16 protein-coding genes are annotated in these 19,692 nt (G+C 70.6%); 3 read left to right on the plus strand and 13 right to left on the minus strand.

The window, feature by feature from the left end; all coding sequences use genetic code 11:
- Window positions 1-4 precede the first annotated feature (4 nt).
- The 3 genes from zwf (at window position 5) to pgl (ending at window position 3,570) form a co-directional block, all read left to right on the plus strand.
- On the plus strand, window positions 5-1,531 hold the full coding sequence (gene zwf / locus ACFXGI_RS13635) for a glucose-6-phosphate dehydrogenase (RefSeq protein ID WP_373312979.1): 1,527 nt from the start codon (window positions 5-7) through the stop codon (window positions 1,529-1,531).
- The gene (gene opcA, locus ACFXGI_RS13640) at window positions 1,528-2,568 is read left to right on the plus strand and encodes a glucose-6-phosphate dehydrogenase assembly protein OpcA (protein ID WP_384705605.1); all 1,041 of its coding nucleotides are present in this window, start codon (window positions 1,528-1,530) and stop codon (window positions 2,566-2,568) included. Before zwf ends, opcA begins: the two co-directional genes overlap by 4 nt.
- 219 nt (window positions 2,569-2,787) lie before the next feature.
- Window positions 2,788-3,570 (plus strand): 6-phosphogluconolactonase, encoded by a 783-nt coding sequence (pgl, locus tag ACFXGI_RS13645; protein ID WP_030858962.1) that lies wholly within the window; start codon window positions 2,788-2,790, stop codon window positions 3,568-3,570.
- A 77-nt stretch (window positions 3,571-3,647) separates the two neighbouring features.
- Here pgl and pgi read toward each other — a convergent pair whose 3' ends face one another.
- The 13 genes from pgi to ACFXGI_RS13710 all read right to left on the minus strand — a co-directional run bounded on the left by pgi (window position 3,648) and on the right by ACFXGI_RS13710 (window position 19,542).
- Window positions 3,648-5,303 carry a glucose-6-phosphate isomerase gene (gene pgi / locus ACFXGI_RS13650; protein ID WP_384705765.1) on the minus strand — a complete coding sequence of 552 codons (1,656 nt, stop codon included), beginning with the start codon at window positions 5,301-5,303 and terminating at the stop codon, window positions 3,648-3,650.
- A 175-nt stretch (window positions 5,304-5,478) separates the two neighbouring features.
- Window positions 5,479-5,814 (minus strand): RNA polymerase-binding protein RbpA, encoded by a 336-nt coding sequence (locus tag ACFXGI_RS13655; protein WP_010352468.1) that lies wholly within the window; start codon window positions 5,812-5,814, stop codon window positions 5,479-5,481.
- A 187-nt stretch (window positions 5,815-6,001) separates the two neighbouring features.
- Window positions 6,002-6,223: a preprotein translocase subunit SecG gene (gene secG / locus ACFXGI_RS13660; RefSeq protein WP_030858951.1), complete on the minus strand. Its 222-nt coding sequence runs from the start codon at window positions 6,221-6,223 to the stop codon at window positions 6,002-6,004.
- 151 nt (window positions 6,224-6,374) lie between these two features.
- Window positions 6,375-7,151 carry a triose-phosphate isomerase gene (gene tpiA / locus ACFXGI_RS13665; protein ID WP_384705608.1) on the minus strand — a complete coding sequence of 259 codons (777 nt, stop codon included), beginning with the start codon at window positions 7,149-7,151 and terminating at the stop codon, window positions 6,375-6,377.
- A gap of 6 nt (window positions 7,152-7,157) precedes the next feature.
- Window positions 7,158-8,369 (minus strand): phosphoglycerate kinase, encoded by a 1,212-nt coding sequence (locus ACFXGI_RS13670; protein ID WP_384705610.1) that lies wholly within the window; start codon window positions 8,367-8,369, stop codon window positions 7,158-7,160.
- Window positions 8,370-8,513: 144 nt separating this feature from the next.
- The gene (gap, locus tag ACFXGI_RS13675) at window positions 8,514-9,521 is read right to left on the minus strand and encodes a type I glyceraldehyde-3-phosphate dehydrogenase (protein WP_030160344.1); all 1,008 of its coding nucleotides are present in this window, start codon (window positions 9,519-9,521) and stop codon (window positions 8,514-8,516) included.
- 230 nt (window positions 9,522-9,751) lie between these two features.
- Window positions 9,752-12,706 (minus strand): M14 family zinc carboxypeptidase, encoded by a 2,955-nt coding sequence (locus tag ACFXGI_RS13680; RefSeq protein WP_384705612.1) that lies wholly within the window; start codon window positions 12,704-12,706, stop codon window positions 9,752-9,754.
- A 169-nt stretch (window positions 12,707-12,875) separates the two neighbouring features.
- Window positions 12,876-13,865 carry a DNA-binding protein WhiA gene (gene whiA / locus ACFXGI_RS13685; protein ID WP_053688633.1) on the minus strand — a complete coding sequence of 330 codons (990 nt, stop codon included), beginning with the start codon at window positions 13,863-13,865 and terminating at the stop codon, window positions 12,876-12,878.
- Window positions 13,856-14,926, minus strand: coding sequence for a uridine diphosphate-N-acetylglucosamine-binding protein YvcK (yvcK, locus tag ACFXGI_RS13690; RefSeq protein WP_384705615.1), 1,071 nt, complete (start codon window positions 14,924-14,926; stop codon window positions 13,856-13,858). Before yvcK ends, whiA begins: the two co-directional genes overlap by 10 nt.
- Window positions 14,923-15,870 (minus strand): RNase adapter RapZ, encoded by a 948-nt coding sequence (gene rapZ / locus ACFXGI_RS13695; protein ID WP_384705767.1) that lies wholly within the window; start codon window positions 15,868-15,870, stop codon window positions 14,923-14,925. Before rapZ ends, yvcK begins: the two co-directional genes overlap by 4 nt.
- A gap of 44 nt (window positions 15,871-15,914) precedes the next feature.
- The gene (gene uvrC, locus ACFXGI_RS13700) at window positions 15,915-17,960 is read right to left on the minus strand and encodes an excinuclease ABC subunit UvrC (protein WP_384705617.1); all 2,046 of its coding nucleotides are present in this window, start codon (window positions 17,958-17,960) and stop codon (window positions 15,915-15,917) included.
- Between the two features lie 116 nt (window positions 17,961-18,076).
- The gene (locus tag ACFXGI_RS13705) at window positions 18,077-18,904 is read right to left on the minus strand and encodes a hypothetical protein (protein ID WP_384705769.1); all 828 of its coding nucleotides are present in this window, start codon (window positions 18,902-18,904) and stop codon (window positions 18,077-18,079) included.
- Between the two features lie 5 nt (window positions 18,905-18,909).
- Complete coding sequence (locus ACFXGI_RS13710; RefSeq protein ID WP_384705619.1) at window positions 18,910-19,542, minus strand: papain-like cysteine protease family protein; 633 nt, start codon at window positions 19,540-19,542, stop codon at window positions 18,910-18,912.
- Between the last annotated feature and the right edge of the window lie 150 nt (window positions 19,543-19,692).

Here is a 19,692-nt window from a genome sequence, read left to right on the forward strand (position 1 = left end):
CACCTTGTCTGTGAACGGAGCGAACCCGCTTCGTGACGCACAGGACCGGCGGCTCCCGCGCATCGCGGGGCCGTCCGGCCTGGTCATTTTCGGCGTTACGGGTGACCTGTCGCGCAAGAAGCTGATGCCCGCCATCTACGACCTGGCGAACCGGGGGCTGCTGCCGCCGGGCTTCTCGCTGATCGGCTTCGCCCGCCGTGAGTGGGAGCACGAGGACTTCGCCCAGGAGGTGTACGAGGCCGTCAAGCAGCACTCGCGCACCCCCTTCCGGGAGGAGGTCTGGCAGCAGCTGGTGCAGGGCTGCCGCTTCGTGCAGGGCGATTTCGACGACGACGCGGCCTTCGAGACCCTGAAGTCCACGATCGACGACCTGGACAAGGCGCAGGGCACGGGCGGCAACTTCGCCTTCTACCTGTCGGTGCCCCCGAAGTTCTTCCCCAAGGTGGTCCAGCAGCTCAAGAACCACGGGCTGGCGCAGAAGGAGGGCTCCTGGCGGCGTGCCGTCATCGAGAAGCCCTTCGGGCACGACCTGAAGAGCGCCGAGGAGCTCAACAAGGTCGTCCACGAGGTCTTCCCGCGGGACGAGGTCTTCCGGATCGACCACTACCTCGGCAAGGAGACCGTCCAGAACATCCTGGCGCTCCGCTTCGCCAACACGATGTTCGAGCCGATCTGGAACCGGTCGTACGTCGACCACGTGCAGATCACCATGGCCGAGGACATCGGCATCGGCGGCCGGGCCGGGTACTACGACGGCATCGGCGCGGCCCGCGACGTCATCCAGAACCACCTGCTGCAGCTGCTCGCGCTGACCGCGATGGAGGAGCCCGGCTCCTTCCACCCGAAGGCGCTGGTGGCGGAGAAGCTCAAGGTCCTCACGGCCGTCGAGCTCCCCGAGGACCTGGGCAAGCACACCGTGCGCGGCCAGTACTCGGCGGCGTGGCAGGGCGGCGAGAAGGTCGTCGGGTACCTCGAAGAGGACGGCATCGACCCCAAGTCGAAGACCGACACCTACGCGGCCATCCGCCTGGAGATCAACAACCGCCGCTGGGCGGGCGTCCCGTTCTACCTGCGGACGGGCAAGCGCCTGGGCCGCCGGGTGACCGAGATCGCGGTCGTCTTCAAGCGGGCCCCGTACCTGCCGTTCGAGTCGGGCGCGACCGAGGAGCTGGGGCAGAACGCCCTGGTCATCCGGGTCCAGCCGGACGAGGGCATCACGGTGCGCTTCGGCTCCAAGGTCCCGGGCACCTCCATGGAGGTCCGGGACGTCACGATGGACTTCGCGTACGGCGAGTCCTTCACGGAGTCGAGCCCCGAGGCGTACGAGCGGCTGATCCTCGATGTCCTGCTGGGTGACGCGAACCTCTTCCCGCGCCACCAGGAGGTCGAGCTGTCCTGGAACATCCTCGACCCGATCGAGGAGTACTGGGACAAGCACGGCAAGCCCGCGCAGTACCCGGCGGGTACCTGGGGGCCGGTCGAGGCGGACGAGATGCTCGCACGAGACGGACGGAGCTGGCGCCGGCCATGAAGATCGACCTCACGGAGACCACCTCCAGCAAGATCAACGCCGCTTTGGTGCAGGCGCGCCGGGACATCGGCACGCCGGCCATCGGCATGGTCCTCACGCTGGTGATCGTGACCGACGAAGAGAACGCGTACGACGCGCTCAAGTCGGCGAACGACGCGTCCCACGAACACCCATCGCGGATCGTCGTCGTCATCAAGCGGGTCAGCCGCTCGGCTCGCAGCCGCCGCGACGCCCGTCTCGACGCGGAAGTCCGCGTCGGGGCGGACGCCGGCACCGGCGAGACGGTGGTGCTCCGCCTCCACGGTGAACTGGTCAACCACGCCCAGTCGGTGGTTCTCCCGCTCCTCCTGCCGGACGCGCCCGTCGTGGTCTGGTGGCCGGACGGTGCCCCGTCGGACCTGGCGGGCGACCCGCTGGGTGCGCTCGGGCAGCGCCGGATCTCGGACACGTACGCCTGCGAGAACCCGCAGCAGGCGCTCGGGAAGCGGGCCGCGGCCTACGCCCCGGGTGACACGGACCTGTCCTGGACCCGGATCACGCCGTGGCGTTCGATGCTGGCGGCCGCGCTGGACCAGCAGTCCGTCAAGGTCTCCTCGGTGGTCGTCGAGGGCGAGGACGAGAACCCGAGCTGCGAGCTGCTGGCCATGTGGCTGGCGGACCGCCTCCAGGTTCCCGTCCGGCGTACGGCCTCGGCCGGACCCGGCCTGACCTCGGTCCGGCTGGAGACCAAGGACGGGGACATCGTCCTGGACCGTGCGGACGGCTCCCTGGCGACGCTCTGCATGCCGGGGCAGCCCGACCGTGCCGTGGCGCTCAAGCGCCGTGACACGGCCGAGCTCCTGGCGGAGGAGCTGCGCCGCTTGGACCCGGACAACACGTTCGAGGCCGCGCTGAAGTTCGGCGTGGCCAAGCTCGCCGCCGAGGGCCCGGTCAAGGCCGCGCCCGTCGAATCCCCGGAGACGGCGACCGGCCCCAAGGCCGATGCGGCGCCCGCGAAGCCGGCGGCGAAGCCTTCGAAGAAGGCTCCGGCCAAGTAACACCGACCGCTGCGCGGGGCTCCTTACCCACCCCGCTCCCTCGGCCTCGAACGCCGGACGGGCTGCTTCCAGCCCGTCCGGCGTTCCGAGACCGGGGTCCGGGGTCCGGGGCGGAGCCTCGGTGAACGGTAGAAGGGCGGGCAGGGGCAGCCCGCGCAGCGCAACCCGCAGACCGCAAACACCGCACACCCGCACTACGACAAGGCGGCAGCCATGGGCATGACGACTCCCCAGGTCGTCGTCCACCGGGACAAGGAGCTGATGGCCCAGGCCGCAGCGGCCCGGCTCATCACCAAGATCGTCGACGCGCAGGCCGCCCGCGGCAGCGCCTCCGTCGTCCTCACCGGCGGCCGCAACGGCAACGGCCTCCTCGCCGCGCTCGCCGCGGCCCCGGCCCGCGACGCCGTCGACTGGTCGCGGATCGACCTCTGGTGGGGCGACGAGCGCTACGTCCCCGCCGACGACCCCGAGCGCAACCACACCCAGGCCCGTGAGGCCCTCCTGGACTCCGTACCCGTCGACCCGGCCCGCGTGCACGCCATGCCCGCCTCCGACGGCCCGTACGGGGCGGACGTGGACGCCGCGGCCGCCGCCTACGCGGCCGAGCTGGCCAAGGCCGCCGGGCCCGAGGACCACGGGCCGGTCCCCACCTTCGACGTCCTGATGCTGGGCGTCGGCCCGGACACCCACATCGCCTCGCTCTTCCCCGAGCACCCGGCGTCCCGCGAGAGCGAGCGCACGGTCGTCGGCGTGCACGGCGCCCCCAAGCCGCCGCCCACCCGGATCTCCCTGACCCTCCCGGCCATCCGGGCGGCCCGCGAGGTCTGGCTGCTGGCGGCGGGCGAGGACAAGGCCGGGGCGGTGGCCATCGCCCTCGGCGGCGCCGGCGCCGTCCAGGCCCCCGCCGCCCAGGCGTACGGCCGCTCCCGCACCCTGTGGCTGCTGGACCGCACGGCCGCGGCGAAGCTCCCGGCGGGTCTGTACCCGCCGGCCGCCTCCTGATCCGGCGGCCCCGTACACACGAAGGGCCCGCCCCCCGAACGGGGAGCGGGCCCTTCTGCGTGTCCGACGGCCGTCCGTCAGCTGCGGCCGCGCAGCTCCCGGTAGGCGGCCACGAGGGCCTTGGACGAGGCGTCCAGCCCCGGCACCTCCGCGCCGTCCGTCAGCGCCGGCTCGACCCGCTTCGCCAGCACCTTGCCGAGCTCCACTCCCCACTGGTCGAAGGAGTCGATGTTCCACACCGCGCCCTGTACGAACACCTTGTGCTCGTACAGGGCGATCAGCTGGCCCAGCACCGCCGGGGTGAGGTCCTGCGCCAGGATCGTCGTGGTCGGGTGGTTGCCCTTGAACGTCTTGTGCGGGACCAGCGGCTCCGCCACGCCCTCCGCGCGGACCTCGTCCGCCGTCTTGCCGAAGGCCAGCGCCTGCGTCTGCGCGAAGAAGTTCGCCATCAGCAGGTCGTGCTGGTCCGCCAGCTTCGGCTCCAGTTCGCCGAGCGGCCGGGCGAAGCCGATGAAGTCCGCCGGGATCACCTTCGTGCCCTGGTGGATCAACTGGTAGTACGCGTGCTGCCCGTTAGTGCCGGGCGTGCCCCACACCACCGGACCGGTCTGCCAGTCCACCGGATTGCCGTCCCGGTCCACGGACTTGCCGTTGGACTCCATGTCCAGCTGCTGGAGGTACGCGGTGAAACGGGAGAGGTAGTGGCTGTACGGGAGGACCGCGTGCGACTGCGCGTCGAAGAACGCCCCGTACCAGACCCCCAACATGCCCATCAGGAGTGGCACGTTCTGCTCCGGCGAGGCCGTGCGGAAGTGCTCGTCCACCGTCCGGAAGCCGCCCAGCATCTCCCGGAAGGCGTCCGGCCCGATCGCGATCATCAGCGAGAGCCCGATCGCGGAGTCGAAGGAGTAGCGCCCGCCGACCCAGTCCCAGAACCCGAACATGTTGGCCGGATCGATGCCGAACGCGGTGACCTTCTCCTCGTTGGTCGACAGCGCCACGAAGTGCCGTGCCACGGCTGCCGTGTCACCGCCCAGACCCGCCAGCAGCCACTCCCGCGCCGACTCGGCGTTGGTGATGGTCTCGATGGTGGTGAAGGTCTTGGAGGCGATGATGAACAGCGTCTGCGCCGGGTCCAGGTCCCGTACGGCCTCGTGCAGATCGGCGCCGTCCACGTTGGACACGAACCGCACGGTCAGACCGCGGTCGGTGAACGCGCGCAGCGCCTCGTACGCCATCGCCGGGCCCAGGTCGGAGCCGCCGATGCCGATGTTGACCACGTTCTTGATGGGCCGGCCGGTGAAGCCGGTCCACTCCCCCGACCGGACCTGGCCGGAGAAGGCCGCCATCTTGTCGAGCACGGCGTGCACCTCGGGGACGACGTTCTCGCCGTCCACCTCGATCACCGCGTCCTGCGGCGCGCGCAGGGCGGTGTGCAGGACCGCCCGGTCCTCCGTCGTGTTGATCTTCTCGCCGCGGAACATCGCCTCGCGCAGCTCTGCCACGCCCGTCGCCGCGGCCAGCTCGCGCAGCAGCTCCAGCGTCTCGTCCGTCACCAGGTGCTTCGAGTAGTCGATGTACAGGTCCCCGACCCGCAGCGTGTAGCCCGTTCCCCGGTGCGGATCCGCCGCGAACAGCTCGCGCAGGTGCGTCTGTCCCAGCTCTTCGCGGTGCTTGCCGAGTGCCAGCCACTCGGGCGTCCGGTTGAGCCTCGTACGGCTGTCTGCGTTCATCTCGGACATCAACCCGTTTCTTCCGTCCTGTCGTGCCCCGCCGATCACCAACCTAAGGGATCAAAGGGGGGTGTGCCGGACAGCGCCTTCGGCGCGGGGTGCACAAAGGGGCCCGGCCCGCTGGAGAAGACTCCTGCGGGCCGGGCCCCATGTCACACCGTCACTCTTGCGTTCGTCAGATCTCGCCGCGGAGCTTGGCGAGCGCCTCGGCGAGGATCGCCTCGCCGTCGGCGTCCGACCGGCGCTCCCGCACGTACGCCAGGTGCGTCTTGTACGGCTCGGTGCGCGGCGGCGCCGGCGGATTGTCCCGGTCCTGGCCGGCCGGGAACCCGCAGCGCGGGCAGTCCCAGGTGTCCGGCACCTGCGCGTCGCTGGCGAAGCTCGGCTGCGTCTCGTGCCCGTTCGAGCACCAGAAGGAGATGCGCAGGCGGGGCGCGGACTCGCCGCGCTCGGCCTCACCCATCGGCCCCGCTCCGACCCGACTGCCACGGATCGCGTTGCCACTTGCCACGGTCGTAACTCCCTGCGTGATGGTGCCGCGAAGCGTGAGTGGATTCCGCTGCGGGCGCCCCAGTCTACGTAAGGCCCAACGCACGTCCATCACATGGAGTTACTCACTCCATGGCATGGACGCAGTCCTCATGATAGGCGGGGTGGAGCCGACCGGACCGGCACAATGGCCAGAACCGTCGGCTTCGCTACTTCAGCAGAATCCCGAGCGCCATGATGCAGGCGAACCAGAGCAGACCGATCACGACGGTGATGCGGTCCAGGTTGCGCTCCGCGACCGAGGAGCCGCCGACGGAGGACTGCATGCCGCCGCCGAACATGTCGGAAAGGCCGCCGCCCTTGCCCTTGTGCATCAGCACGAGCAGCATCAGCAGGGCGCTGAAGACGATCAGGGCGATCGAGAACCCCATAATCACGGCTGATTCCTACTTTCTGGCTTTACTGGCTGTCCGGCTCCGCTTGACGTGCGCGGGGGCCAGTGGCTGTCGGTTCAGCCTCCTGGCCCCCGCAAGGGTACGACGGATCCGCCCTACCGCATACTCGCTGCGACGATCACGCAGGTCACTGGTCGCGGAAGCGGACGATCTTCACGAACTCGTCCGCGTCCAGTGCCGCGCCGCCGATCAGGGCGCCGTCGACATCGGGCTGCGCCATGATCGCCGCGATGTTGCCGGACTTGACCGAGCCGCCGTACTGGATGCGGACCTTGTCGGCCAGCTCCTGGGAGTAGAGCTCGGCGAGGCGGGTGCGGATCGCCCCGCAGACCTCCTGCGCGTCTTCGGGGGTGGCGACCTCGCCGGTCCCGATCGCCCAGACGGGCTCGTACGCGATCACGATGGACTCGGCCTGCTCGGCCGGGAGGTCCTTGAGGCCGCCGTCGACCTGCGCCAGCGTGTGCGGGACCTGCCGGCCGGCCTTGCGGACGTCCAGGCCCTCGCCGACGCAGAGGATCGGGGTGATCCCGTGCTGGTAGGCGGCCTTGACCTTGGCGTTGCAGAGCTCGTCGCTCTCGCCGTGGTACTGGCGGCGCTCGCTGTGGCCGACGGCCACGTACGTGCACTTCAGCTTCGCGAGCATGGAGCCGGAGATCTCGCCGGTGTAGGCGCCGGAGTCGTGCGCCGAGATGTCCTGGGCGCCGTACTTGATCTTCAGCTTGTCGCCGTCGACCAGGGTCTGGACCGAGCGCAGGTCGACGAAGGGCGGCAGGACCGCGACCTCGACGGCGTCGTAGTCCTTGTCGGCGAGCGCGAAGGCGAGCTTCTGGACGTGCGCGATGGCCTCGAGGTGGTTGAGGTTCATCTTCCAGTTGCCCGCCATCAGCGGGGTACGCGTGGTCATACGGGTTCAGACCTCCAGTGCGGCGAGGCCGGGGAGCGTCTTGCCCTCGAGGTATTCGAGGGAGGCGCCGCCACCGGTCGAGATGTGACCGAAAGCGTTCTCGTCGAAGCCGAGCGTGCGCACGGCCGCGGCGGAGTCGCCGCCGCCGACCACGGTGAACGCGCTGCTGTCGACGAGGGCCTGCGCGACGGCGCGGGTGCCTCCGGCGTAGTCGGGGTGTTCGAAGACGCCCAAGGGACCGTTCCAGAAGACGGTCTCCGCGTCGGCGATCTTCGACGCGTACAGCTCACGGGTCTTCGGACCGATGTCCAGACCCTCCTTGTCGGCGGGGATCTTGTCCGCGTCGACGGTGATGAACTCGGCCGGGGCCTTGCCCTTGAGGTCGGGGAAGTCCGCCGAGGCCAGGATGTCGACCGGGAGGACCAGCTCGACGCCCAGCTTCTCGGCACGTGCCATGTACTCCTTGACGACGTCCACCTGGTCCTTCTGGAGCAGGGAGATGCCGACCTCGTGGCCCTTGGCGTAGAGGAAGGTGTAGGCCATGCCGCCGCCGATGAGGATGCGGTCGGCCTTGCCGAGCAGCTGGTCGATGACGGCCAGCTTGTCGGAGACCTTGGCGCCGCCGAGGACGACCACGTAGGGGCGCTTGACCTCGGCGGTCAGCTTCTTCAGGACGCCGACCTCGGTGGCGATCAGGTAGCCGGCCGCGTGCGGGAGGCGCGCGGGCAGGTCGACGACCGAGGCGTGCTTGCGGTGGACGGCGCCGAAGCCGTCGCCGACGTAGACGTCGGCGAGCTCGGCGAGCTGGTCCGCGAAGGCGCCGCGCTCGGCGTCGTCCTTCGAGGTCTCACCGGCGTTGAAGCGCAGGTTCTCGATGACGGCGACCTGGCCGTCGGCGAGGGCGGCCACGGTCTCCGTGGCGGAGGAGCCGACGGTGTCGGTGGCGAACGCGACGTCCGCACCGAGCAGTTCACCGAGTCGCTTGGCGGCCGGAGCGAGTGAGAAGGCCGGGTCCGGGGCGCCCTTCGGGCGGCCCAGGTGCGAGGCGACGATCACGCGGGCGCCGGCTTCGGCGAGCTTCGCGATGGTCGGCAGCACGGCGCGGATGCGGCCGTCGTCGGTGATCGTGTCGCCCGCGAGCGGCACGTTGAGGTCGGCGCGGACGAAGACCCGCTTGCCGGTCACGCCGTCGGCGAGCAGTTCGTCGATCGTCTTCATGTGTTTCTACTCCTTATCCCCATACACGGGTTCTGCCGGTGCGGGGCCGATCGGTGGAGGCAGACGACAGGGCCCGTGCAGCGCTCCATCGCGCTGACCGGACCCTGTCCTCACATCTTGGTGCCTGGCCCTGCTACCTGAGACTTAGAGCTGACCGCCGACGAAGACGGTCAGGTCGACGAGGCGGTTGGAGTAGCCCCACTCGTTGTCGTACCAGCCGACGACCTTGACCTGCGTACCGTCCTGAACCATGGTCAGGGAGGAGTCGAAGGTGCAGGAAGCCGGCCAGTTCACGATGTCGGAGGAGACGATCGCGTCCTCGGTGTAGTCGAGGATGCCCTTGAGCTGGCCCTCGGCGGCCTTCTGGAAGGCGGCGTTGATCTCTTCCTTGGTGGTCTCGCGGGAGAGCTCCAGGACGAGGTCGGTGACCGAGCCGGTCGGGACCGGGACGCGCATGGCGATGCCGTCCAGCTTGCCCTTGAGCTGCGGGAGGACCAGAGCGGTGGCCTTGGCGGCACCCGTCGAGGTCGGGATGATGTTCTCGGCGGCGGCGCGGGCGCGGCGCAGGTCCGAGTGCGGGAAGTCCAGGATGCGCTGGTCGTTCGTGTACGCGTGGACCGTGGTCATCATGCCCTTGACGATGCCGAAGTTCTCGTCGAGAACCTTGGCCATCGGCGCCACGCAGTTGGTGGTGCAGGAGGCGTTGGAGATGACGTGGTGGTTGGCCGCGTCGTACTTGTCCTGGTTGACGCCCATCACGATCGTGATGTCCTCGTCCTTGGCCGGAGCCGAGATGAGGACCTTCTTCGCGCCCGCGGCGATGTGCTTGGCGGCATCGGCCTTCTTCGTGAAGATGCCGGTCGACTCGATGACGATGTCCGCGCCGAGCTCGCCCCACGGCAGGTTCGCGGGGTCACGCTCGGCGAACGTCTTGAAGGTGTTGCCGCCGACGGTGATGGTGTCGTCGGTGTGGGAGACCTCGGCCTTGAGGCGGCCCAGGATGGTGTCGTACTTGAGCAGGTGCACCAGGGTCGCGTTGTCAGTCAGGTCGTTGACACCGACGATCTCGATGTCCGCTCCCTGCTCAAGGAGCGCCCGGAAGTAGTTGCGGCCAATGCGGCCAAAACCGTTGATGCCTACGCGGATCGTCACGAACCGATCTCCTCGTTGGTGCGCCGGCCTGTCCCGCCGGCGAGCTGTATGGGATGTCCCCGACCGCTTACGACCCTACCTCTCCGTGAGCTTTTGAGTGACATCGGCCGGGACCTGACACTCCCCTCGCCACACGGGAGACCGCCCCCGGGGCCCGTATCCTGCGCTCGGAACGGGACCCGGGGACTTCCGCCCCCATCACTCAGAGTGAGCGAAAGGGGCTCGTATGATCAGCGGTGCAGCGACCTGAGCGCCTTACCGACGAGTACGGCTCGGTCCGCCGCCGCCGGCAGGTGTTCGAGGCCGAAGCCGAGGAGCACCGTGTTACGCGTAGTCACCGAGGCGTAGGACTTGAACAGCTCACCGGACCGGGCCCAATCGCCCGGAACCGCGGGACTTCCGGCAGGTGCGCCCTGGGCGGTCCAGGCACCCAGGGAGGTCTCGAACCCCTCCACGGCCTGGTCGGCTCCCCCGACGGAGACGCGTGCGTCGTCCGCGAAGAGGCCGCGGCCGCCCGAGCCGCCGTCCGAGACGTAGGAGAGGGAGACCTCGACGGTCTTGCCCGCGTACGCGCTCAGGTCGAAGGCGACCTGCTTCCAGCCGTCGGAGGACCCGGTGAAGCTGTTCCACCGGCCACTCGTGCCACTGGCGGTGCAGCCTGCGCTGTCGAGGGTCAGGTAGTGCTTGAGGAAGGGGTGGCCGTTGACGTAGAACCCGGCCTCGCACTCCGTCGGGACGGCGCTTGCGCTCAGACCGCCCGCCTCGGGCAGCGTGGTCCAGTCCTCGGCGCCGGTGGTGTGGGCCTCCAGGATCGCGTGGTCGTAGCCCTCCTCGGTGTTCCAGTTGAGGGCCATCTTGAGCTGCGGCTTGTCGGCGGCGGTGACCTTGGTCAGGTCGACGGTGCGGGTCAGCCGCTTCCACTCGTCGTCCTCGTGGGTGGCCGCGGCCATCCCCGTGCCGGTGTAGGGGGCGTACGGGTTCACGACCCCGGCGTACTGACCGGCCTGCGCGCTCTTGAACTGCGGGAACTGCGCCGCCGGCAGGGAGTCGGAGGTGACCGCGTACGAGCCGGGGGCGTTGAACGGGTTGCCCGCCGCGTCGCCCAGGCCGCCCTTGGCGCCGGTGAGGGCACCCGTACCGGTGAAGCCCTTCGCGCCGCCGGCACTCGTACGGCTGTAGGCGCCGAGGTAGTACTGGCTGAAGTCGTTCGTCACGGCGCGGCCGACCTGGGCGTTGCCGCCCGCGAGCTCGCCGGCCTCGATCAGCTTGCCGCCCTCGTTGAGGAAGTCCCGTACGGCGAGCTGGGTGTCACCGCCGGGGGTCTTGGCGCCGGTGTAGTGGACGGCCGTGCGGAAGTGGGAGAGCACTCCGAGGTGGTGCGGGGCGCCCTGCGTGGCCACGTCCCAGACCGCCGCCGACTTGCCGTTGGCGCGCAGGGCGTCGACGTACTCCTGTGCGTGCTGGGCTTTGGCGCCCTCCTCCGCGATCACCAGCACGTCGGCCCGCGGCCGCTCGGCCACCGTGTACGTGAAGTGCCCGCTGGAGACCTGCCTGCCGGAGCCGTCGCGACCGGTGAACCAGACCTCGACCTTGTCACCCGGCTTGGCGCCGTCCACCTCGGCCCGGTACTCGTCGAACCAGTTGTTGTCGTCGCCGCCGTAGACACCGCCGCCCTTCCAGGCCTTGAGCCCGTCGTCGTGCGTGCGGCCGCCGTTGATGCGGAACTTGAGCTGCTTGTCCTTCAGCGCCTTGCGGGCGGTGACGGAGACCGTCTGGTCCTCGCCCTTGGCCACGTAGGAGGTGGTGAAGGGGTCCGGGGTGAAGTCGGCGGCGCTCAGGCCGACGGAGGACTTCGGCTGGTCCGGGTGGGCGGCGCTCTCGCCGACCGCGAGGGCGAAGGGGACGTTCTTCGCGAACTCCGCCTGGATGAGCTTCTCGTCGTCCGGGAAGTTGAAGCCGGACTGGCAGTCCTCGGGCTTCCACCGGTCGTTGGGGTCGCTCGCCGACGCCGTCTGGCAGGTGGTCATCTCCGGCGTGAACATCATGACGCCGTTGACGTTCGCGGCGTGGCCGTCGGCCTCGCCGTTGGTGGTGTAGAGCTCGGAGGAGACCTGCGGGTAGTAGCCCGGGATCGCGGAGTTCTCCGGGGTGCCGGCGAGCGCCTTGTAGGCGACGTCGTCCGGGGTGGGAGTGGCCACCTGCCAGCCCACGCCGTAGAGCAGCAGCTCGGCGGCGGAGTGGTAGTTGATGGCGTACTTGAAGCCGATGCGCTTCTCGAACCTGTCGAGGGCGACGGTCTCCGGCTCGGAGGAGGGCTTGGCACCGCGGAAGGTCTCGCTCGACTGGTTCGGCGAGGAACCCTCGTTGTCGTAGCCCCACTTGTAGGCGAAGTTCCGGTTGAGGTCGACGCCGTCGCCGGTGGTGATCTTGCCGTCGCCGTTGTTGTCGCGCAGGTTCTTGCGCCACAGCCGGTCGCCGTCCGGGGAGTGCGTGTAGTCGTACCCGTCCGGGTTGGCGGACAGCAGGAACCACAGCTCGGTGGAGTCCACCAGCTTGGTGACCCGCTGGTCCTTGCCGTAGTTGTCGAGGGTGTGGTGCATCAGCCGCCGGGTCATCTCGGGGGTGATCCACTCGCGGGCGTGCTGGTTGGACATGTAGAGCACGGACGGCTTGGCGCCGTCCCTGGTGGTGCGGGCGTTCTTGGTGACCTTCAGGGCCAGGATGTCCTTGCCCTGGACGGTCTTGCCGATGGAGACCACCTTGGCGAGGCCGGGGTTGGCCTGGGCCGTCTTGAGGATCTCGTCCTGGAGCCCGCCCTTGCCGCTGTACGGGCGGAAGACCCCGTCGCCGGCGGTCTGGGTGCGGGCCGCGTTCGCCGGGACCCTGTGCTCGGCGAGCTTGACGCCCTGGCCGGCGAGCTCCTTGGCCTGGGCGCCGGTGAGGAACAGCTCGACCTTGGCGGTGCCGGTCTCCGGGGCGCGCTCGCTGAGCTCGTGGGCGTCCTGGCCCGCGGCGAGGAGCAGCGGTACCTGCTCCTTGGTGACGTCCGCGTCGTAGACCCGAACCTCGTCCGCGCCGGGTGAGGCGTCTGCGGCGGGCTGGGCGTGGGCCGCCGGGAGGGCGGCCAGTGTGGTTCCGATGACGAGTGCGCTTGCGGCGAGGATCGATCTCGCGCGGTGCCTCATGTGCCCCCCTGGGCGTCGTCTGCCACGAAAGCCTTCGGACGACAGGCTCACGATCAAGGGATGCTCATGTCAATGGGGCGTGTCTCAAAGGGGCCCGCACGTGTGACGTGCGGGCCCCTTTGAGGCGTACGGCGCGAGGCGTACGGGGGATCCCGGCGCGGCCGGGGCCTCAGCCCGCCATGTTGTCGGCCAGGTCCTCGCTCAGGTTGGACTCGGTACCGGGGACGCCCAGGTCCTGCGCCCGCTTGTCGGCCATCGCCAGCAGGCGGCGGATCCGGCCCGCGACCGCGTCCTTCGTCAGCGGCGGGTCGGCGAGCGCGCCCAGCTCCTCCAGGGAGGCCTGCTTGTGCTCCATGCGCAGCCGGCCGGCCGCCGCGAGGTGCTCGGGGACCTCCTCGCCGAGGATCTCCAGCGCACGCTGGACCCGGGCGCCGGCGGCCACCGCGGCCCGCGCCGAGCGGCGCAGGTTGGCGTCGTCGAAGTTGGCGAGGCGGTTGGCGGTGGCGCGGACCTCGCGCCGCATCCGCCGCTCCTCCCAGGCCAGCACCGACTCGTGGGCGCCGAGCCGGGTGAGCAGGGCGCCGATCGCGTCGCCGTCGCGGACCACGACCCGGTCCACGCCGCGCACCTCGCGCGCCTTGGCGGCGATGGAGAGCCGGCGGGCGGCGCCCACCAGGGCCAGGGCGGCCTCCGGACCGGGGCAGGTCACCTCCAGGGAGGAGGACCGGCCCGGCTCGGTGAGCGAGCCGTGAGCCAGGAAGGCGCCGCGCCAGGCCGCCTCCGCGTCACAGGTGGCCCCGGAGACCACCTGCGGGGGGAGACCCCGGATGGGGCGGCCGCGGCCGTCCACGAGGCCCGTCTGGCGTGCCAGCTGGTCACCGCCGGCCACGACCCGGACGACGTACCGGCTGCCGCGGCGCAGTCCGCCGGGAGCCATGACGACCAGGTCCGAGGAATGGCCGAAGATCTCCAGGATGTCCTTGCGCAGGCGCCGGGCAGCGATCCCGGTGTCCAGCTCCGCCTCGATGACGATCCGCCCGCTCACCAGGTGCAGCCCGCCCGCGAACCGAAGAATCGCCGAGACCTCCGCCTTCCTGCAGCACGTCCGGGTGACGGGGAGCCGGGAGATCTCATCCTTCACCGCTGGCGTCATCGCCATGGGCCGATCCTTCCATGCATCCGAAAAATACGGTCGTACGCGGCGGCGAGCAGCTCCGGGTCATGCTTCGGAGAGCCGTCTTCCCTGGCCACCGGCGCCAGCTCGACCGCGGCACCGAACCGTTTTGCGGCATCGGCGAGGGACTCGCGGTCGGGCACGGCGGCCTCGTCGGCCAGCACCACGTCCAGGGCGAGTTTAGGGGCGTGTCGGGCCAAAACCTCCAAATGACGCTGCGGAGAGAAGCCCTCTGTTTCGCCGGGCTGCGGCGCGAGGTTCAGCGAGAGGACCCTGCGGGCCTTGGTCTCGATCAGCGCGTCGAGCAGTTCCGGCACCAGCAGGTGCGGGATCACGGACGAGAACCACGACCCGGGGCCGAGGACCACCCAGTCCGCGTCCAGGACCGCCGCGACGGCCTCCGGCACGGCCGGCGGATCCCCGGGCACGACCTGCACGGAGAGCACCTCGCCGGGGGTGGTGGCCACCGTGGCCTGCCCCCGGACGGTGTCGACCTCGCCCGGGCGGGCGGGGTCGTGGCCGCGGACCAGGGCCTGCAGCTCCAGCGGCACCGCCGACATCGGCAGCACCCGGCCCTGCGCGCCCAGCAGCTTCCCGACCAGGTCGAGCGCCTGGACCGGATCGCCGAGCTGTTCCCACAGGGCGACGATCAGCAGGTTGCCGACCGCGTGCCCGTGCAGGTCTCCCTCGGACTGGAAGCGGTGCTGGATGACGCGGGCCCAGGTCTGGCCCCAGTCGTCGTCGCCGCACAGCGCGGCCAGCGCCTTGCGCAGGTCGCCGGGCGGCAGCACGCCGAGCTCTTCCCGGAGCCGGCCGCTGGAGCCGCCGTCGTCGGCGACGGTGACGACGGCGGTGAGCTCGCCGGTGATCCGGCGCAGCGCCGCCAGGGAGGCCGACAGGCCCATGCCGCCGCCGAGGGCGACGACCTTGGGTGCGACCACCTTGGGGGCCGCACCGCGGCGCAGCCCGGTGCGGCTCACGCCGTCCTCGTCCCGCCCCGAGGTGAGGCGGCGCAGGCGGCGCAGCCGCAGGGTCCGTCCGGTCACTCGCGCCCCATGTCCCGGTGGACTACGACGGTCTCGACTCCCTCGGAGGCGAGGCGGGCAGCGAGCTTCTCGGACATGGCCACGCTGCGGTGCTTGCCGCCGGTGCAGCCGACCGCGATGGTCACGTACCGCTTGCCCTCGCGGCGGTAGCCGGTGGCGATGAGCTGGAGCAGCTCGGTGTAGCGGTCGAGGAACTCCTTGGCGCCGGGCTGGCTGAAGACGTAGCCCGACACCTCCGGGTTGAGGCCGGTGAAGGGCCGCAGCTCGGGGACCCAGTGCGGGTTCGGGATGAAGCGGCAGTCGACGACGAGGTCGGCGTCGACGGGCAGGCCGTACTTGTAGCCGAAGGACATGACGGTCGCCCGCAGCTCGGGCTCCTCGTCGCCCGCGAACTGGGCGTCCATCTTCGCGCGCAGCTCGTGCACGTTCAGGCTGGAGGTGTCGATGACCAGGTCGGCGTCGCCGCGCAGCTCGCGCAGCAGGTCGCGCTCGGCGGCGATGCCGTCGGTGATGCGGCCGTCGCCCTGGAGGGGGTGCGGGCGGCGGACCGACTCGAAGCGGCGGACCAGGGCGTCGTCGGAGGACTCCAGGAAGACGATGCGCCGGGTGACGCCCTTGCTGTCGAGGTCGGAGAGGGACTCGCGCAGGGCGTCGAAGAACTGGCGGCCGCGGACGTCGACGACGACGGCGATCCGCGCCACGTTGCCCTGCGAGCGGGCGCCGAGCTCCACCATGGTGGGGATCAGCGCGGGCGGGAGGTTGTCGACGACGAACCAGCCGAGGTCCTCGAGACACTTGGCCGCCGTACTGCGCCCGGCCCCGGACATGCCGGAGATGATCACAAGCTCGGGGATGGCCGCCTCGGCGGTATCTCCGGGCTCCGCTGTCGTGCCCGTACTCACCTGTGCTCCGTCTCGGTCGTGCTCGGTCGTGTCGTCGGTCATCTGCTCGGCCGTCTCGCCGCTCGTCTGGTCGGTCTCGCGCTCGGTCATTGCTCGGTCCCCCGTTCGGACGATGTCCCCCGGCTGCCGCCGGGAGGTGCCCCCACCCGCGGGGGCGGGGTCTCATCCTCAATGATCTCTCCTGTCGCCGTGTTGACGGCAGGACCGGCGGGAACCGACCGGGCGAGCGCCGCGGCCACGGTCTCGGCCGTCTTGCGGCCTATGCCCGGGACCTCGCAGATCTGGTCGATTGTCGCCTGTCTCAGCTTCTTCACCGAACCGAAGTGCTTGACCAGCGCCTGCCTGCGGCTTTCGCCGAGTCCGGGCACCTCGTCGAGCGGGCCCGCCTTGAGCCGTTTTCCGCGCTTGTTCCGCTGGTACTGGATCGCGAAGCGGTGGGCTTCGTCACGCACCCGCTGGAGCAGGTAGAGCCCCTCGCTGGTGCGGGGCAGCACGACCGGGTCGTCCTCGCCGGGCAGCCAGACCTCCTCCAGCCGCTTCGCCAGCCCGCAGACGGCCACGTCGTCGATGCCGAGCTCCTCCAGGGCCCGCTTGGCGGCGGCCACCTGCGGCTGCCCGCCGTCGACCACGACGAGCTGCGGCGGGTAGGCGAAGCGCTTCGGCCGCCCGTCGTCCTCGGCGAGGGGGTTCTCCCCCTCCTCCCCGTCCTCCGGGGACCACTCGCCGGTCTTCAGCTTCTCCTGGAGGTAGCGGCGGAAGCGCCGCGAGACCACCTCGTGCATGGACCGGACGTCGTCCTGCCCCTCGAACGATTTGATCGCGAAGCGCCTGTACTCGCTCTTCCTGGCCAGCCCGTCCTCGAAGACGACCATCGAGGCCACCACGTCGTCGCCCTGGAGGTGCGAGATGTCGAAGCACTCGATGCGCAGCGGCGCACTGTCCAGGTCGAGGGCCTCGGCGATCTCCTCCAGGGCCCGGGAGCGGGTGGTGAGGTCGCTGGCGCGCTTGGTCTTGTGCAGGGCCAGGGACTGCAGCGCGTTGCGGTGGACGGTCTCCATCAGGGCCTTCTTGTCCCCGCGCTGCGGGATGCGCAGGCTGACCAGGGAGCCGCGCCGCTCGGCGAGCCACTCGCCCAGCGCGTGTGCGTCCTCGGGCAGGGCCGGAACCAGCACCTCCTTGGGGACCGCCTCGCCGCTCTCCTCCCCGTAGAGCTGCTGGAGTGCGTGCTCGACGAGGCCGGCGGTGTCCACGGCCTCGACCTTGTCGGTGACCCAGCCGCGCTGCCCGCGCACGCGCCCGCCGCGGACGTGGAAGATCTGCACGGCCGCTTCGAGCTCGTCCTCGGCGACGGCGACGAGATCGGCGTCCGTGGCATCGGCGAGGACGACGGCGTTCTTCTCCATGGCCCGGCGCAGCGCCCCTATGTCGTCGCGCAGCCGGGCGGCCTTCTCGTACTCCATCTCCTCGGCGGCCTCGTGCATCTGCCGCTCCAGGCGGGACAGGTACGTACCGGTCCGCCCGGCCATGAAGTCGCAGAAGTCCTCGGCGAGTTCGCGGTGCTCGTCGGGGGTGACCCGGCCGACGCAGGGCGCCGAGCACTTGCCGATGTAGCCGAGCAGGCAGGGCCGGCTGATCTGGGCGGACCGCTTGAACACCCCGGCGGAGCAGGTCCGTACCGGGAACACCCGCAGCATGAGGTCGACGGTCTCGCGAATCGCCCAGGCGTGCCCGTAGGGCCCGAAGTACCGCACGCCCTTCTTCTTGGGCCCCCGCATGACCTGGACCCTCGGATACTCCTCGTTCATGGTCACGGCGAGGGAGGGGTAGCTCTTGTCGTCCCGGTACTTGACGTTGAACCGGGGGTCGTACTCCTTGATCCAGGAGTACTCGAGCTGGAGCGCCTCGACCTCGGTGGAGACGACGGTCCATTCGACGGAGGCGGCGGTGGTCACCATGGTGGCGGTGCGCGGATGCAGCCCGGCGAGGTCCTGGAAGTAGCTGGCCAGCCGCTGCCGCAGGCTCTTGGCCTTCCCGACGTAGATCACCCGGCGGTGCTCGTCGCGGAATCGGTAGACCCCCGGGGAGTCGGGAATCTGCCCCGGCGCGGGACGGTAGCTGGAAGGGTCGGCCATGCCAACCACCCTACTTCCGCCCACCGACAACCCCGGTACACCGGGCCCGCGCAGGGTCCGGACGGCGACGACCGCCCGGACCCCCGACCGCTGCACCCCTCGGGGAGCCGGTCCGGTCAGGCCGGAGCGCGGCCCCGCCGCGAGCGCCGCACGGCGAGCGCGCCGACCGCGGCCAGCGCGAGCCCCCCGGCCACGGCCCCGGCCGCCGCGGGCATGCCCTCGCCGGCGCCGGCAGCCGCCGCGTACCCTCCGGCCTTGCCGTCCTTCGCGTACGCCGACCCCGGCAACTTGTCCCCGTAGGCCCGCGCCACCCGCGTCCGGTACGCGGCGAGGCTGGTACCCCCCGCGCCCACGGCCCGCTCGGCGTCCTCGTCCAACGGCAGCACCCGGCCTTCCTCGGCCACGTACCACGCGTCGATCTGCGGTTCCCGGAACACCGTGCCGCCCGGCAGCTTCGCGGCGCCGAGCCGCGCGTACCGGAACTCGTCGTCGCCGGTGGCGATGTTCACGACCTGCCACCCCGCCTCGGTCCGTGCGGTCCACAGCGCGGCCTCCTGGCCGTCGGAGGAGACCGCCTTGCTGGCGAGGAACTCCAGCCGGGCCACCGGCGCCCCGGCCTTGCCCGCGACGAAGTCCGGGGACAGGTAGCTGACCGGTATCGCCTCGCCCTCGATCCGCGGCCGCGCCGCGCCCGGAGCCACCTTCCCCTCGCGGGCGAAGAAGCGGGAGAGCGTGGCCAGGGTGTCGGGGGCGGCGGCCGCCCGCGCCGCCGCGGCCTTCGACTCGGCGGTGAAGGACCGGGGCTGCGGGACGGGCGCCGCCGAGGCCTGCGGGGCCCCTGCGATGACGACGGAGACGGCGCAGGCCGCGAGGACCGCGGCGGAAACGCGCGTGGACAGGGCGGTCATGCCGGTCATGGCGGTCATGGCGGTCATGGCGGTCATGGCGCTCACGCCCCGATCCGGTAGAGCGAGTGGGTCCAGGAGAAGGTGCTGTTGTCCACGTACCAGGCGTGCGAAGCCCAGTTGTAGCGGTCGCTCGACGGCCACGGATCGCCCCAGTAGACCCAGCTGTTGGCGGTGTCGTAGCCATAGACGACGTGCATGTGGCCGCCGCCGTTGGACCACTGGATCCGGGTCTCGACCGGGCGGCCGGCGTCGATCTCGCTCTGCACGGTGGTGTAGCGCAGCCAGCCGTTGACGTACGAACCGGAGTTGATGCCGGCCCAGTCCAGGGCGGTCTGGACGTTGCCGAGCGTGGCCTGGTCGTTGGGGCAGTCGTAGCCTTGCTGACGGTTGAAGGCGGCATTGCAGAACTGGTTCTGCGTGTGGTTCCGGCCGAACCAGGTCGCGATGGTGTTGCCGCTCGCGGCCCAGCACCAGTTGGTCTTCGCTTGCGCCTGCATGGTGATGTTCAGGCGCTTGGAGGCGAGGGCGGACTCGGCGGCGGCACCGCTCGTGGGGGCGGCGGTGGCGGAACCTGCGGCGGCATCGACGGCGGTGGCGGTGCCGGTGGGCAGGGTGAAGAGCACGGCGGTGAGGACGGCGGCCAGGGAAAGCCGCCGCCGGATTCGGTTGCGCATCGCGTTCCTCCCGTGTGGGGATCTCCCCGGTGGGGCCGGGGAGGGTGGGGGTTGGAGGAGCGCGTCCGGACGCTGCTGAGGAGCATCAGGGTGTTGTCGCGATCAGGTCAACAGGCTTCAATACGCCGTGACATTGCTGTGTGAACGGCG

It is taken from the genome of Streptomyces sp. NPDC059355 (assembly GCF_042752335.1).
Lineage (GTDB): Bacteria > Actinomycetota > Actinomycetes > Streptomycetales > Streptomycetaceae > Streptomyces.

Coding starts and splice junctions, on each gene's coding strand:
- uvrC (WP_384705617.1), bottom strand. CDS start 17,960: ATGGCCGACCCTTCCAGCTACCGTCCCGCGCCGGGGCAGATTCCCGAC.
- secG (WP_030858951.1), bottom strand. CDS start 6,223: ATGGGGTTCTCGATCGCCCTGATCGTCTTCAGCGCCCTGCTGATGCTG.
- ACFXGI_RS13710 (WP_384705619.1), bottom strand. CDS start 19,542: ATGCGCAACCGAATCCGGCGGCGGCTTTCCCTGGCCGCCGTCCTCACC.
- opcA (WP_384705605.1), top strand. CDS start 1,528: ATGAAGATCGACCTCACGGAGACCACCTCCAGCAAGATCAACGCCGCT.
- whiA (WP_053688633.1), bottom strand. CDS start 13,865: ATGGCGATGACGCCAGCGGTGAAGGATGAGATCTCCCGGCTCCCCGTC.
- ACFXGI_RS13680 (WP_384705612.1), bottom strand. CDS start 12,706: ATGAGGCACCGCGCGAGATCGATCCTCGCCGCAAGCGCACTCGTCATC.
- pgi (WP_384705765.1), bottom strand. CDS start 5,303: ATGAACGCAGACAGCCGTACGAGGCTCAACCGGACGCCCGAGTGGCTG.
- tpiA (WP_384705608.1), bottom strand. CDS start 7,151: ATGACCACGCGTACCCCGCTGATGGCGGGCAACTGGAAGATGAACCTC.
- pgl (WP_030858962.1), top strand. CDS start 2,788: ATGACGACTCCCCAGGTCGTCGTCCACCGGGACAAGGAGCTGATGGCC.
- rapZ (WP_384705767.1), bottom strand. CDS start 15,870: ATGACCGACGACACGACCGAGCACGACCGAGACGGAGCACAGGTGAGT.
- ACFXGI_RS13705 (WP_384705769.1), bottom strand. CDS start 18,904: ATGACCGCCATGACCGCCATGACCGCCATGACCGGCATGACCGCCCTG.
- ACFXGI_RS13670 (WP_384705610.1), bottom strand. CDS start 8,369: ATGAAGACGATCGACGAACTGCTCGCCGACGGCGTGACCGGCAAGCGG.